The sequence below is a fragment of the Microbacterium ureisolvens genome, from assembly GCF_019511645.1.
In the GTDB taxonomy this organism is placed as follows: Bacteria; Actinomycetota; Actinomycetes; order Actinomycetales; family Microbacteriaceae; genus Microbacterium; species Microbacterium ureisolvens_A.
On record NZ_JAEUAX010000018.1, the window covers coordinates 20,974 to 36,419 of the forward strand.

Here is a 15,446-nt window from a genome sequence, read left to right on the forward strand (position 1 = left end):
CCAGATGCCGCGTGGGCCAACTCCCGCCGCGACAGCGGCGTTGGAAGGTCATCGGCGTCGAGTGAGGCGCGAGGCGAGCCTGGCGAGGCGATTGGACGGGTCGATCATCCACCCGAGTCGGCGGCCGACCCCGGGGTGAAGTCCGAAATACATCCGGACGAAATCGCGGACGCGTCCCTGCCCGACGTAACCGGCCCGCTTGATGAACATGATCCGGTCCACGCTGTCGCCGGGGATCGTCGCCGACATCTGGTCGAAGTTGAACTCCATCGACGTGTGGCTAATCGACATGTACTCCGGCGTCGACACGGTCCGGGTGTGGTAACCGAGCTCCGCCGCCGCGTACGAGGGCATCCGCTCAAGGATGTGCGCCAGCCCACCGTCGCGGTACGACTCCTCTCCCCCGAACTCGTCGTAGGTCCAGGGGTGCTCGACGAGCAGACGCAAGGCCTCGGGGCGGGCGATGTACATAGACCCGTACGGGGCCATCGGCGAGATTTCATCGAGCGGGACACGGATGCCGAGTTCTCGGCAGTACTCCTCGAATCCCGGTTTGTTCGACCACCAGCCGCGCCCCATCGTCGGGTAGCCGAGATGGATCATCGGCGGGTAGACGAGGCCCAGTCCAGGCTCCTTCTGGAACATCGCCAGGACGTTTGCAGCGTATCCCGGACTCGGAAGCAGGTTGCCGAACTGCTGTGCCTTGAAGTGGCGCCCGACATTGTAGCCATCTTGCGGGGTCTTCTTCGAGTGGAGCTTGACGACGAGGTCGTAACCGCCGTCGAGGACGACGTCTCTGCACCCAATCAGGAATGCGCTCTGGTCCCGGCCCGCGTTCTCGACCACCCGCACCTCGACGGCGCGGCCCTCACGCGGACGCTGATCGATCAGAGCAGCGATGGCGGCGGCCCTGTCAACGTCGGGCGTCGTGACGAACAGATCGTAGGTTCCGGGCAGCGCGTCTACGAGGTCGAGCATCTCCTCGGTCATCTCGACGTAGAAGATGTGCAGCAGCGCCGCCACCCGGAACGGGCGCGAAGAGTCGTACCCGACGTCCCGGTGGGGAAGGACGTTGTGCATTGCGGCATCCGTGTACAGCACGCGCGGCTCGACGTTGCGCGCCAGGCTCCGCCATGCGAGGTCTACCGGATATCCATGACGTTCGGCCGTCTCCATGACCCAGCGCCCGATGACGGCGTGACGATCCAGGAATGGCGGCCAATGCAGGAACGGCCGTCGCTTCAGCAGTGGGCAACCCGCTTCGATGAGCAGGTCCGCATTGAACAGCGCCGGATGCTCGCTCGGATATTCGCTGGACGGGAAGGCGACGGCGTGCTGGAAGCCCTGCTCTGCGAAATGGCGCGTGAAGCTCGCTTCGTGCAGCAGCACCGCATCCTGGACGGTGGCCATCTCGGGGAGCGCGCGCCAGTAGTCCCGCCATGCCTGCGACAGGAACAGCTGCGGACGCACAGCGATCCAGAATGACTGCAGGTGGTACGGCAGCACACCCGTCCCCGTGAACGGGTTCGGCTCCAGCTCGGCATGATCAGTCATTCCCCAGAACGCGACCGCGGCCTCTCCCATCCGCTCAAAAACCGGCGCGAAGGGCCGAACCGGGCCGAACCACGTGTCATTGGTGAGGATGATCTCGTCGAAGTCGGAGACGCCGTCGCCGACGTGCTCGAGACCAGCCTTGTGAGCGCCGATGTCGAATCCCACGTTGTCGCGGACGATCACGACCTCGGCGCGCCCGTCCAGGCTCGCCCGAGCGGCGGGAGTCAGCGTGCCGTTGGCAACGACGACGATCCGCGTCGCGTGCGGCCGCAGCGCTTCGAGCGCGAAGAGGACATAGTCCTCGATCTCGCCACGCCGATCCCAGACCGCGTAGATGATCAGCCGACGCGTGTCAGCTGGGGCCAGGGGCGTCGCTTCGTCGATCATCGCAGGACTCCGATCCCATTGAGGAACCGGCGACCGGCGCCTGCGACCCTGCGCACCACCTGGTAAACCGGCGAGATCGCGCGTGCCACCGACGGATGATTCAGCTGAAGGTACATCCGCGCGAGGCCAGCCGCTCCACCGTGACCGGTCGGCCCGGCTCGATGGAGGAACTGGATCTGCTCGACCGGGTATCCGGGAGTCGTCGAGGAGAGCTGGTCGAGCTTGAACTCCAGGGATGTGTGGCTCAGTTCGGCATGCTCCGTGTTGAGGACGGTGCGAACGTGGAAGCCCAGCTCGCCGGCCGCGTTGGCGATCAGGCGCTCTATCGTCGGGCCAAGCAGTGCGTCGGGGAACCGCGCGTCCGGCTCGAACTCCTCATAAGTCCATTCCCGCTCTGTTAGGCGTCGCAGCGCCTCTGGCCGGGCGATCCACATGCCGCCGAACGGCGCGAGGGGCGTGATTTCGTCGATGGGGACTTCGATGCGCAGGTCATGTGCCAGTGCCTCGGCCCGTTTCCGGTACGCTCCCCAGCCATTGCCCATCGTCGCAACGCCCGTATGGATGGTCGCCGGGAACACCATGCCGAGACCGGGTTCGCGTTGGAACAGGCTGATGACGTTCGCGGCGTAGCCCGGGGATCCGAGCAGGTTGTCGAGCTGATGGCGCGTGAAGTATCTGCTCGCGTTATAGGACTTCTTGGCCGATCGCTTCGAGTGGAGCTTGACGATCAGGTCGTACCGACCTGGCTCGAACACGTCCCGGCATCCGATGAAGAAAGCGCTCATGTGCTTGCCGGCCTTCGACGGCACGATCCGCAGCTCAACGTCCTCCCGGCCTCGCTCCTGCAGGATCTCGCGGATCGCATTGGCCCGGTCTCGCTCGTTCGTCGTCACGAAGACGTCGACTTCGCCCGGCAGTCGTTCTACGTGATCGAGAAGCGCATCGGTCATGTCCGGGTGCACGACGTTGACGACGGCGGCGATCCGCATCGGCCTCGCGTGGTCGTGGTCGAATGTTTCGTTGAAATCGGAGAGCACCTCCAGCATCGCGGCGTCGGTGTTGAGCGTGCGCGGCGCCACATTGCGGGCGAGGTCGTGCCAGATGAGCGGCATGGGGTACCCGTGCCCCTCGACCGCCTGCAGGATCTCACGACCGATGACGGCATGCCGGTCGAGGAACGGCGGGTAATGGAAGAACGGCCTCCGTTTGAGCAGCGGGCAGCCGTCGGCGATCAGCAGATCAGCGTTGAAGAGCGCCGGATGATCGGTCGGATAGTGGGACGAGGGGAAGGCAGCCGCATGCGTGTATCCGCGACTCGCGAAGTGCTCGGTAAAGACCGCTTCGTGCTTCAACACCGCGTCGAAATAGCCCGGCATCACGGGAAGCTCGCGCCAGTACTCGCGCCATGCCTCGGTGTCGAACATCGCGCGGCGGATGGCGATCCAAAAGGACTGCAGGTGGTAGTGGAGCACGCCCTCGCCGGTGAAGGGGTTCGGCTCCTCCCGTGCGTGATCCGTCATACCCCAGAAGTCGACGTCCTGCTGCGCCATCCGTTCGAAGACCGGTCCGTAAGGTCGCACCGGCCCGAACCAGGTGTCGTTGGTCAGCACGACTTCGTCATAGTCCGCGATCGCAGCGCCGACATGGTCGAGCCCTGCCTTGTGGCCCCAGATGTCGAAGCCCGCGTTTTCGCGCACGAGGATGTCGTCCGACACCGGCTCGAGCGCCGCCCGCCCTTCGTCACTCAGCTCGCCGTTCACGACGACGACGATCTGTGCAGCATGCTCCCGAAGGGCGCCCAGTGCGTGCGGTATGTACGGCTCGACTTCGCCTCGCCTGTCCCAGACGACGTAGACGATGAGGCGCCGACAGTCACCCGGACGTGATGATGGCGGACTCACGGTGCTGGAATGCAACGAAACGCTCTTCCCGGTCAGTGTCGCCCCTGTTCGAGCGCCTTGAGGAGGTACGCGCCGTAACCGCTCTTCACGAGGGGCTCTGCGCGCCTCCGCAGTTCGTCATCGGAGAGGAAGCCCATGCGCCAGGCGACTTCCTCAGGGCAGCCGATCGAGAGACCCTGACGCTTCTCGACCGTACGGATGAAGTCTGTGGCCTCGCTGAGCGAGTCGAAGGTGCCGGTGTCGAGCCATGCCGTCCCGCGGGGCAGGAGCTCGACCTGGAGGGCTCCTCTCTCGAGGTACGCCTTGTTCACGTCAGTGATCTCGAGCTCGCCACGAGGCGACGGGGTGAGGTTTTTGGCGATCTCGACGACATCGTTGTCGTAGAAGTAGAGGCCGGGCACGGCGTAATTGCTCTTGGGCGCCGTCGGCTTCTCCTCCAGCGAGACGACTCGTCCATCCGCGTCGAACTCCACGACCCCGTAGGCCGTAGGGTCGTCCACCCAGTACCCGAAGACCACACCGCCATCGAGATCGGTGTACTGACGAAGGCGCGTGCCCATGCCCTGGCCGTAGAAGATGTTGTCGCCCAGGACGAGTGCCGCGCTCTCGCCGCCGACGTGCTCCTCGCCGAGGATGAACGCCTGCGCGAGGCCGTCCGGCGACGGTTGCGTCTTGTACGTGAGGGAGACGCCGAACCGCGAACCATCTCCGAGGAGTCGCTGGAACTGTTCCGAGTCCTGGGGCGTCGTGATGATCAGGATGTCCTGGATGCCCGCGAGGATCAGCGTGGACAGCGGGTAGTAGATCATCGGCTTGTCGTATACCGGGACCAGCTGCTTCGAGATGCCGAGGGTGATCGGGTGGAGCCGCGAGCCCGTGCCGCCGGCGAGGATGATGCCACGCATTCCTCTAGTCTGGGCTATCCGCTGACGCGGTCCAAACCGTCCGCCGCCCCGGGGGCGTCACCCGGTGAGCGTCATCACGGCGACGTAGCTCACCACCGCCGCGACCACGGAGAACCAGCGAGTCCACACTGAGCGCGTGAACAGCAGGCCGGCGCACACGAGGAAGAACGCCAGGAGCGACATGCCGTATCGCGCCGGGAGGTAGAAGTAATAGCCGGCCATCACAACGGTCGCGATGGCGAGAAGCGGGCCCGACACGAGTGCGACGAAGAACGTAGCGAGCGCCAGCGATTCGGAGCGCGATCCTCGACGCGATGCGGCGATCAAACCGATCACACCGGCGACGATGATCCACGCCATGACCGCCGAAGCGATCTGCGCGGCGATTCCGAGCAGCCCCGGATCGATCGCGCCCTTCGAGACTCCGGGGAAGAAGCGCAAGACCTCTTCGACCAGCGCACGCTTGCTCAGCGGTGCCTCGACGCCCTGGTCCGCTCGTGTGTCGGCGACGATCAGGTTGCGGATCACCGCCCAGACGCCCTGCGCGACGATGGAGACGATGACGGCGGCGAACGCCGAGATCACGCGTCGATCGCGCACGAGCGAGCTCCAGCGCCCCTCGGCTCCGCGTCCCCGGCGGATCGCGTCGGCGAGCGCCCAGAAGATCAGCGTGACGGCGGCGGCCGCGACGCCCATGAGGTTCTGCATCTTCGCGAGAGTGAGCACAACAGCCGACCCGACGAACAGCCACGGTACCCACCGCGATCCGCGAAGAAACATTGTGAGACAGAACGCCATCAGCGCGCCTGCGAGCAACGACATCGCATCGGTGCTGATGTATGTGTTCGACCAGTACGCCGAGAGCGAGCCCACCATCAGCAGCCCGAGCGAACCCGCCGTCACCACGTCGACCCGCAGCCGTCGCAGAGTCAGATACAGCAGAACCGCGGCAGCAGCCAACCAGACGGCGCCGGTGTAGCGACCTGCCTCGGTGATGTCGTCCATGCCAAGCAGGACGAGCGGCTGGGCGAGAAGCCAGGTCGCGCCGAAGTACACAGGGGTGTAGATATCGGCGGTGGTCTTCCCGCCGTTGGGCATCGTCTGCTCGTCGGCCTCCTGCCAATCGGTACAGAAGTCGGCGGGGTAGTACCCCAGCGTCCTGACGCCGTTGCACGAGAGGTAGAGGCGCGCGTATTCGCCCGTCTCCTCGCCGCGGTGGACGACGAACTGCGTGGGCACCTTGGCCAGGTAGTCGATGTAGACGTACTCGTCGATCGGCGAGACCATCTTGTGCTGCGGCACGTGCCACACCACGAGCACCACGCTCGCGATCACGAGGACGACGGCGACGATCCAGTCCACGAGGCGACTGTTGAGCTGCATCCATGTCGGGGTCGCCGCAGGACCTGCGCCGGCGCTGTGTTCCGCATCGACCGCTTCGTCCACCGTCGATGCATCATCGACAGACACTCGCCCCTCGACCATTCCGTGCCTTTCGGTGACTCTCTGCGACGCCCTGTGCATCGCATGACCCTTGCCGCAAACTCGTGTCGAGGCGCGAACTGCCTCCCACCTTATGCGACCGACGCCCGACAAACCCCTGAGCGCGGCCGAGCGGGAGCACAGGTCGCCGAGCGGGCTACCAGTAACCTTGTGGGATGCGGAAACTCCTCGTTACCGGCGGAGCCGGGTTCATCGGCTCGAACTTCGTCCACCACGTCGTCGCCCACACCGACCACCATGTGACCGTGCTCGACAAGCTCACGTACGCCGGCAACCTGGCCTCTCTCGACGGGCTCCCCGAAGAGCGGGTGACGTTCGTGAAGGGCGACATCGCGGATTCCGCTCTGGTGGACGGCCTCGTCGCCGCTGCCGACGCCGTGGTCCACTACGCCGCCGAATCGCACAACGACAATTCGCTCGACGACCCGCGCCCGTTCCTCGACACGAACATCATCGGCACGTACACGCTGCTAGAAGCCGCACGACGCCACGACACCCGCTTCCACCACATCTCGACCGATGAGGTCTACGGCGACCTCGAGCTGGACGACCCCGAGCGCTTCACCGAGAGCACGCCGTACAACCCTTCCAGCCCCTACTCGTCAACCAAGGCAGGTAGCGACCTCCTCGTCCGTGCGTGGGTGCGCTCGTTCGGCGTCCAGGCGACGATCTCGAACTGCTCGAATAACTACGGCCCCTACCAGCACGTCGAGAAGTTCATCCCCCGCCAGATCACGAACGTGCTGCGCGGCATCCGTCCGAAGCTGTACGGCAAGGGCGAGAACGTGCGCGATTGGATCCACGCCGACGACCACTCGTCCGCAGTGCTGACAATCCTCGACAAGGGGCGGATCGGCGAGACCTATCTGATCGGCGCCGACGGCGAGAAGAACAACAAAGATGTCGTCGAGCTGATCCTGACGCTCATGGGACAGGATGCCGCCGCCTACGACCACGTGACCGACCGCGCGGGCCACGACCTGCGCTACGCGATTGACTCGACCCGGCTGCGCGAGGAGCTCGGCTGGCAGCCGGCCTACCGCGACTTCGAAGCGGGACTGGCAGCCACGATCGACTGGTACCGCGCGAACGAGGATTGGTGGGCGCCGGCCAAGGACGCCACCGAGGCCTTCTACGCCACGAAGGGCCAGTGATGACGGAGTTCGGCAAACAGCTCGGGTCGATCGAAACCGGCATCCCCGGGCTCGTGCTGTGGGAGCTACCCGTCCACGGCGACAGCCGCGGCTGGTTCAAGGAGAACTGGCAACGCGAGAAGATGACGGCACTCGGACTCGACGACTTCGGGCCGGTGCAGAACAACATCTCGTTCAACGACGCGGTCGGAACCACCCGCGGAATCCACGCGGAACCCTGGGACAAGTGGGTGTCGATCGCGTCCGGTCGCATCTTCGGGGCATGGGTCGATCTGCGCGAAGGCCCGACGTTCGGGAAGGTGTTCACCGCAGAGATCGATCCCTCGCGCGCGATCTTCGTCCCCCGTGGCGTCGGCAACGCCTACCAGACCCTGGAGGCCGACACGGCCTACGTCTACCTCGTGAACGACCACTGGTCGCCGGCCGCCACGTACACGTTCCTAAACCTCGCCGACGAGACGGCTGCCATCGACTGGCCGATCCCTCTGGACCAGGTGGAGATCTCGGCGAAGGACCTCGCCCATCCGCGCCTGGCGGACGTCGCGCCGATGCAGCCGCGCAAGACCCTCGTGCTGGGCGCGAACGGTCAGCTAGGCCGCGCGCTGCGTGCGGAGTTCGCTGACGCGGGGCATGTCGAGTTCGCATCGCGCGATGAACTGGACCTCTCCTCCCCCGAGCTGGCCTCCGCACGAAGGTGGCGCGACTACGGCGTTGTCATCAACGCCGGCGCGTACACCGCAGTCGACCTCGCCGAGACGCCGGAGGGCCGCCGCGACGCGTGGGCGGCCAACGTCACGGGCGTCGCCGCCCTCAGCCGGATCGCGGCGGACCACGGCATCACCCTCGTGCACGTCTCGAGCGATTACGTCTTCGACGGCACGTACGACGGCGAGCACTCCGAAGACGAGGCCTACTCGCCGCTCGGGGTCTACGGCCAGACGAAGGCCGCGGGGGACGCCGCTGTGGCGACCGTGCCCCGTCACTACATAATCCGCACGTCGTGGGTCATCGGCGAGGGGAAGAACTTCGTCCGCACGATGGCGTCGCTCGCGGATCGGGGAGTGGATCCGAAGGTGGTGGACGACCAGTTCGGCCGCCTGACCTTCACCGACGAGATCGCCCGAGGGATCCGCCACCTGATCGACAGCGACTCACCGTCCGGCGTGTACAACCTCACCGGCTCCGGGGAGCCCCAGTCCTGGGCGGCGATCGCCCGCCGCGTATTCGAGCTGTCGGGCCACGACCCTCAGCGCGTCACCGGAGTCTCGACGACGGAGTACTTCTCCGCCGCCGTAGGGCCGGTCGCACCGCGTCCTGCGAATAGCCTGCTTGACCTGTCGAAGATCATCGCGACGGGCTTCGCGCCCGCCGATGCGGACGCGTCGCTCAGGGCGTACCTGCGTCGCTGAGCCCCCCCCGGGGACCTCGGCCTGCTGACGGCGGCCGTGGCGGTCGGCTGCTGCCGGCGGCCACAGCGCGTCAGCAGCGAGTCGACCGGGCGACGTCGGCGTTGAGCGTCGGCTCGCCACCGACGAGCGTGATCCTCTGCACGTTGTTGGCGATGAACCATGACTTCGCCGGACCCGACAGGCAGTTGCCAGGCGTCGTCACCAGCGGCGACTTGGTGATGGCCGCGAGCACCGAGCCGCTGAGCGCGTCCGGGAAGTCCGTTCCCGTCGCGATGTACACCGTCGGCGCGCCCGTGGGGTATACCGCCTGGTTGAGCAGCAGGCTCGTGGCGTACCGGTTGGCGCCGCCGATCCGGGTCACGGTGATCCCCGCCGCCTGCAGCCCGGCCTCGATCCCGGCGCTCACCGCCGAGCCGTCGCCCGCGACCGTCACCGACTTCACGCCTCGCGCACGGAGCGTGGCCGCGGTCCCCGAGTCGAGCGTTGCGTCCGAGCCTTGGACCAGAATCACCGGGGCGCCGACTGCGCCGCCCAGAGCCGCCGCAGCCACCGCATCCTGATAGCGCGTGCCCGTCACAATGTAGGCCGCGGTCGCTTGTGGGAACGCCTCGGCGGCGATCAGCCGGCTCGTCTCGTATCGGTCGCCTCCGGCGATCCGCGTCACGGTGGCAGCGGGAACGGCGGCTGCGATGGACGTCTGGGCTGCCTGCGAGATGCGGTCCGGTCCACCCAGGATGACCACGGATGTCGGTGCCAGGCGCTGCATTTCGGCCAGGACGCTGCCCGGAACCAGATCACGCTCGGTCAGCAGCAAGGATGCGCCCGTTTTCGCCGCAGCGGCTCCGGCGGCCAGGGCGTCGGGGAACTCGGTCCCCGAGGCGATGTAGACCTTTCGCGTCCCGGCGGGGTAGGCCGTCTTGGAGACGGCGACGGCCGTGTCGTAGCGGTTCACACCCGACAGCCGTGTCGAGCTGTAGGCCGCCACGGGCGCGGGAGAGAGGTATTGGCTGCTCACCCAGAACGTGGCTCCGTCAATGCGGATGCGCGACCAGTCGCCCGCTGTTCCCGTACGCGTCACGACCGATCCCTGGCTCAACGAGCCGGCGGGCGGATCGCACGCCGTGGTGGGTGCCAGTCGGGCATTGAGCGATGCGACGGTGACCACGAACTCACCGTCTGCCGGGGTGACCGAAGCCGGCTGGGCGCACGCGTTCGCGGGTGTCTGGGTCGAGCCGAACCAGTCGGTGAAGTACTGGTAGAAGTTGCGGTTGCCGTAGCTCGAGCAGGCATCACCCTCGCCGTAGCCCGCTCGCAACGCGGCTGCGTTCGGCTGATACGGCGTGTAGTAGTAGAGATTGGCGGTCGCCTGGTTCTGGATGTAGACCGCCCCAGATCCGCAAGCGGCGTTCGGATGCCACCGCACGTTCCAGGTCTTTCCCGGTGCATACCACGTGAAGTACTGACTGGTTCCCGGCGGGTTGGCGTACCGCTTCAGCTGCCACGCCGCCCCGTAGACCTGGTTGAAGAAGCCGTAGTAGCGGGTGTCACACGCCGCGGTATCCGGGCATCCCTGACCCATGGCGATCGTGTATCGCCAGTCGCTCGGCCAGACGTGCGTGACGAGCCCCTGCTCCTTCTGCAGCATGACGAGAATGACCTGGGGGTTGATCCCGCACGCCTGGGCGACCTTGTAGATGATTCGGGACGCCCGCTCGCGAACTCCCCCGGAGTAGGCGCCGCACATTGCATCCGCACCCGTCGTGCGCGACGTGTCATACCAGTCCCGGAGACAGGTGTATCCCGACTGGCAGCGCGGCACCTTCTGCTCGAGGAAGGCCTGGATCTGAGCCTCGCTCATGGAGTCCTTGTGGAAGAACACCACGTCGCTGACGATGTTGCCAGGCTGGAACTTGCTGAGGTCCGCCGCCGGCTGAATGGCGGCGCCCACCGCGGAGGGTGCTGACCCGGATGTGGCAGATGCCACGGCGGCAGTAGGTGAGAGCAGACCGACGACGAGGGCAATCACCGCCCCGAGCAGAACGATCCTCGACGCATGCGCCGCCGCAGCGCCCTTTCCCATAGCCCCCGCCATGGGACCAGTGTGGCGGATGTGACGTATGAGTACAACATTAGCCATCGGCCCGCATGCATCGACATGTCGTTCACACGGGACTCGGAGGGAGCGCCTACGTTCCGCTCACAGCTCGGCGTGCAGCGCCCACACCTTGTCGGCGGCCTCGCGCCATGAGAACGCGCGCCCGCGGTCGCCCGCGAGCACGCCGAGTCGCTCAGCCGCCGCCGTCGACCCTACGCCGGCCGAGAGCGCCGCACCGAGGCCATCGGACAACTCAGAAGCACCGGTCGCCGGCACCAGGGCTCCCCCGTCGAACACGACCTCGTCGTGCACGGCCGACGCGGCCGCAACCACCGGAACCCCCAGTGTGAGGGCATCCACGACGCGCCACGGAAACGCCGCGCGACGCGAAGGCGCCACAAACGCCACGGCTGCGCCGAACACCGCCGCGCGATCCTCCGGAGACAGCACCCCGCGTACGTGAAGCGCCCGCTCAGGCAGCCCTGCCGCAGAGGCGAGGTCTGCCACCGCGGGCTCATGGCCCACCTCGACGTCGATCACGACTACCGGCAGATCGACACCCGACGCTACGACCGCTGCGAGTCCGGCATCCAAGCCCTCCGACGCCAGCGGGTTACCCGCGAGAAGCACATAGCCCTCGGGCACACCCAGCGATCGACGACGCCCGACCTCATCCGTCGGCACCGCGAACCCGAGTGGCGACGCCCCGGCGATCACCCGTACCCGGTCGCGAAGGGCCGGCGCGATCTCGAGCAGTCGCGCAGCCAGCGAGTGCGTCGGCACCACCACCGCGTCCGCATGCTTCACCGCACGCTTCAGCATCGCCTTGTGCCACGCCCCGACCGCCCGGGGCAGTTCCGAGGGCGACTCCCACGGCCGCAGATCCCACACCGTCACCACCGTCTGATCGTGGTCGTGCACGCGGTCGTGGCGGACCAAGGGAGCGAACAGCGACGGCGAGTGGATCATCCCGCCACCGATCCCTGTCCCGACGCCGAGCTGCAGCGCGGCAGCGAGCTCGCGTCGCGGCAGCGCAGTCCGGCGAACCGCCGCCAGCCCGGGCACCGCATCCAATGCCCCCTCGACGCCGCCGGCGGGCGCAATCGCCTCCACCTCGCAACCCGACGGCGCGCCCAGCACCAGCGCCCGCGCGAGCTCGCGCGATGCCTCGACCAACTCGGGCTCGGTGGGCGCAACCAGCTGATCCAGCATGACGCGCAACGTGGCCACCACGCGTCAGCCCGCCGGCGTCGGGGTCGGCGGGTGAAGCGTCGTCTGCACGAGATCGGCGATGTACGCGTAATCCGGTGCGAACTCGTCGATGCCGCTCTCGGGCGTCAGCTCGAGCGTCTGCACCTGCTGCTCCTTCGCCTTCACCGCGAGGTCGACGAGGGCCGGGATGAGCGACTGAGGCAGATCTGTCTCCACGATGTCGGCGCCTGCGGCCGCGACATCCTGGAAGCGCGTAAGCACCACCTGGGGCGTGAACTGGGCCAGGATCGCCTCCTGCAGCTCCCGCTGGCGCCGCATGCGGTCGAAGTCGCTGGTCGTGTACCGCGAGCGCGCGTACCACTGGGCGGTGTCGCCGTCCATGTGCTGCTGGCCGGCCTCGATCCAGCCGATCGCCCATGCGTCGACGTCGTGCGGATCGACGCCCTCCGGCGGCCCGCCCTTGGGCAGGCGCTCGACGACGTTGATGTCGACGCCGCCCAGCGCATCGACGAGCGATGCGAAGCCGTGCATGTCGACGAAGACGTAGTACGGGATCTCGATGCCCAGGATTCCCGCCGCCGCGTCCTTCGTCGCCTCGATCGCGGGCGTCGAACCCTGAGCGGCAGCATCCGGATAGATGCCCGTCCCGCGATCCTCGCGACACTGCTCGACGGCGTTGGTGAGCTGGTTGATCCCGCTCCCCCAGCCGCAGTTCGGGTCGCCGTGGCCTTCGAAGCCATTCGGGTACTCGTTCTGCATCGGCCCTTCGGCGAAGGGGAAGTTGGGCATGTCGCGAGGGATGCCGGTGATCGTCGTCGCGCCCGTCGTGGCATTCACCGAGACCACCGAGATGCTGTCGAACCTCATCGAGTCGCGGCCCTCGCCGCTGTCGGCGCCCAGCAACAGGATGTTGTAGTAGCCCTCCGACGGCGGCACGGTCGGGCCGCTCGCCCCGAAGATCGTGCTGATCGTGCTGCGCACTGCGCCGACGGCATTCGACGCGTACACCGCGGTTCCGCTCGCGACCACGAGAAGCCCGACGGCCACCAGAGCGATGGCGAACCGCGCGACGCCCCCGGTCTTGACGAGCCGCACGAGACGCAGCGTGTCGATCGTGAGCACGACCCACAGCACCGCGTACGCGATCAGCAGCCCCTGCGCGATCAGGAGCGGGAGCGGGCGCAGCAGCCCGAGCCAGTCGGGAAGCCACGCGCTCGTCACGATGCTCAGCCCTACGGTGGGTGCCAGCAGCGCGAACAGCAGCGTGACGACGAGCAACGCCCACATCACCAGGGTCGCCGCGATGCCGAAACGGCCCAGCCTGCGGTTGCCCGCGAGCACCTGCGCGGAGCCCGGAATGAGGAAGTTGAGCCCGACCAGCCACCACCCGCGACGCGTCATCACGGCACGGGACGAGGCATCCGGATTCCTCATCGGACGCTCCTCGACCACCCCCGGACGAACCGGGCGGGCGGTGGTGCGAGGCGCGCTCATGACGCTCACAGCGACTCCTTGAGCCGCCGGTTCTTCTGCTCGACCTGCGCTTCGAGATCCCGGGCGTACGCCTCGACGCGGTCGGCCACCTCGGGATCGGACGCCCCGAGGATGCGGGCGGCGAGGAGCCCGGCGTTCTTCGCGCCGTTGATGGAGACGGTGGCGACCGGGATGCCGGCGGGCATCTGCACGATGCTCAGGAGCGAGTCCAGGCCGTCCAGGGTCGCCAGCTGCACAGGTACGCCGACGACGGGGAGGGCTGTGAGGGATGCGAGCATGCCGGGCAGGTGCGCCGCGCCCCCGGCGCCCGCGATGATGACCTTGAGGCCTCGCTCGCGGGCTTCACGTCCGTAGCGCACGAGCTTGTCGACCGTGCGGTGCGCCGAGACGACCTCGACCTCGTGCGGGATGCCGAAATCGGTGAGCGCCTGAGAGGCGTCGCTCATGACCCGCCAGTCGGAGTCGGAGCCCATGACGACGCCGACGAGCGGCGCCTCGGAGGAATGAAGGGGCGCAGTCACTCGTCAAGGCTAGGGGGCGAGGCTGGAAACTCCCCGCAACGGCGCGCTTCCGGGCTGTTCAGTCCAGGAAGAAGGATGCTGCGGCCCGCGCCTGGTACGCCACGTCGTCGAGTTCGTCGCCGACGACGTTGACGTGCCCGACCTTGCGGCCCGGGCGCGGCGCCTTGCCGTAGGTGTGGACCTTCGCCTGGGGGTGCTCGTCCATCGCGGCGGCGAAGCGCGCGTCGAGGGACTCCTCCGCAGGTCCGCCGAGGATGTTGACCATGACGGCCCACCCGGCGACCGGGTCGGTGTCGCCGAGCGGCAGGTCGAGCACGGCGCGCAGATGCTGCTCGAACTGGCTCGTCACGGCGCCGTCCTGGCTCCAGTGCCCGCTGTTGTGCGGACGCATGGCGAGCTCGTTGACGAGGAGACGCTCGTCGGTCGTCTCGAAGAGCTCGACCGCCAGCATCCCGGTCACGCCGAGACCCTCGGCGATGGAGACGCCGATCCCGGCCGCCACCTGCTGCAGGCGATCGCTCGAGTGAGGTGCCGGCGCGATGACCTCGGCGCACACGCCCTCACGCTGCACGGTCTCGACGACCGGGTACGCACGCACCGCGCCCGAGGGCCGGCGGGCGACCTGCTGGGCGAGCTCGCGCGTGAAGTCGACGAGCTCCTCGACGAGGAGGGCGCCGCCGTGGGCGTCCTCGGCGAGGGTCGCGAACCAGTCGTCTGCCTCGGTGCCGGCCGACACGACGCGCACGCCCTTGCCGTCGTAGCCGCCGCGCGGCGTCTTCACGACGGCGCGACCGCCGTGGTCGTCGATGAAGGCTTGGAGCTCCTCGGCGTCGGTGACGGCCGCCCAGTCGGGCTGCGGCATCCCGAGCTCCTGCAGGCGCGCGCGCATGACCAACTTGTCTTGCGCGAACTTCAGGGCGTCGGGGCCGGGGTGCACGGAGATGCCCTCGCCGACGAGGGTGGCGAGCACATCCTGTGGCACGTGCTCGTGGTCGAAGGTGAGGACGTCGACGTCGCGCGCGAAGGCGAGCACGGTGTCGGCGTCGCGGTAGTCGCCGACGGCGGTCGCGGCGAGGGATGCCGACATCCCCTCGTCTTCGGCGAGCACCCTGATCTCGACTCCGAGCTCGACCGCCGGCGCGATCATCATGCGGGCCAGCTGCCCACCCCCGACGACTCCGACTCGCAGCGCCATGCCATTCCCTCTCGTAAGCCTCCCTCCATCATCCCGCACCGCGGGACGACGGACGCGCCGGTCAGGCCTGGGGCAGCGGCGGCTTCGGGGGAACGGCCGGCTGAGGGCCGGGCGGG

The 15,446-nt window shown here is 67.6% G+C and carries 11 protein-coding genes; 2 read left to right on the plus strand and 9 right to left on the minus strand.

The window, feature by feature from the left end; all coding sequences use genetic code 11:
• Positions 1-48: 48 nt before the first annotated feature.
• The 4 genes from JNB61_RS19040 to JNB61_RS19055 form a co-directional block, all read right to left on the minus strand.
• On the minus strand, positions 49-1,941 hold the full coding sequence (locus JNB61_RS19040) for a rhamnan synthesis F family protein (protein ID WP_220340669.1): 1,893 nt from the start codon (positions 1,939-1,941) through the stop codon (positions 49-51).
• Positions 1,938-3,701: a rhamnan synthesis F family protein gene (locus JNB61_RS19045; RefSeq protein WP_220340670.1), complete on the minus strand. Its 1,764-nt coding sequence runs from the start codon at positions 3,699-3,701 to the stop codon at positions 1,938-1,940. The genes JNB61_RS19040 and JNB61_RS19045 overlap by 4 nt, the downstream gene beginning before the upstream one ends.
• A gap of 173 nt (positions 3,702-3,874) precedes the next feature.
• Entirely contained in the window at positions 3,875-4,747 is an 873-nt protein-coding gene (rfbA, locus tag JNB61_RS19050; protein WP_220340671.1) for a glucose-1-phosphate thymidylyltransferase RfbA, read from the minus strand.
• Between the two features lie 57 nt (positions 4,748-4,804).
• Positions 4,805-6,217, minus strand: coding sequence for a hypothetical protein (locus JNB61_RS19055; protein ID WP_220340672.1), 1,413 nt, complete (start codon positions 6,215-6,217; stop codon positions 4,805-4,807).
• Positions 6,218-6,405: 188 nt separating this feature from the next.
• On the opposite strand from JNB61_RS19055, the gene rfbB reads away from it, so the two are divergent.
• Both rfbB and JNB61_RS19065 read left to right on the plus strand, forming a co-directional pair.
• Complete coding sequence (rfbB, locus tag JNB61_RS19060) at positions 6,406-7,404, plus strand: dTDP-glucose 4,6-dehydratase (protein ID WP_220340673.1); 999 nt, start codon at positions 6,406-6,408, stop codon at positions 7,402-7,404.
• Positions 7,404-8,813 (plus strand): sugar nucleotide-binding protein, encoded by a 1,410-nt coding sequence (locus JNB61_RS19065; protein WP_220340674.1) that lies wholly within the window; start codon positions 7,404-7,406, stop codon positions 8,811-8,813. Before rfbB ends, JNB61_RS19065 begins: the two co-directional genes overlap by 1 nt.
• Before the next feature lie 70 nt (positions 8,814-8,883).
• On the opposite strand, the gene JNB61_RS19070 is transcribed toward JNB61_RS19065, so the two are convergent.
• The 5 genes from JNB61_RS19070 to JNB61_RS19090 form a co-directional block, all read right to left on the minus strand.
• Positions 8,884-10,797 carry a cell wall-binding repeat-containing protein gene (locus tag JNB61_RS19070; RefSeq protein ID WP_220340675.1) on the minus strand — a complete coding sequence of 638 codons (1,914 nt, stop codon included), beginning with the start codon at positions 10,795-10,797 and terminating at the stop codon, positions 8,884-8,886.
• Positions 10,798-11,010: 213 nt separating this feature from the next.
• Positions 11,011-12,141: a glycosyltransferase gene (locus tag JNB61_RS19075; RefSeq protein WP_220340676.1), complete on the minus strand. Its 1,131-nt coding sequence runs from the start codon at positions 12,139-12,141 to the stop codon at positions 11,011-11,013.
• 3 nt (positions 12,142-12,144) lie between these two features.
• On the minus strand, positions 12,145-13,623 hold the full coding sequence (locus JNB61_RS19080; protein WP_220340677.1) for an LCP family protein: 1,479 nt from the start codon (positions 13,621-13,623) through the stop codon (positions 12,145-12,147).
• Positions 13,620-14,087 (minus strand): 5-(carboxyamino)imidazole ribonucleotide mutase, encoded by a 468-nt coding sequence (purE, locus tag JNB61_RS19085; protein WP_220340680.1) that lies wholly within the window; start codon positions 14,085-14,087, stop codon positions 13,620-13,622. The genes JNB61_RS19080 and purE overlap by 4 nt, the downstream gene beginning before the upstream one ends.
• A gap of 106 nt (positions 14,088-14,193) precedes the next feature.
• Positions 14,194-15,330 (minus strand): 5-(carboxyamino)imidazole ribonucleotide synthase, encoded by a 1,137-nt coding sequence (locus JNB61_RS19090; protein ID WP_220340678.1) that lies wholly within the window; start codon positions 15,328-15,330, stop codon positions 14,194-14,196.
• Between the last annotated feature and the right edge of the window lie 116 nt (positions 15,331-15,446).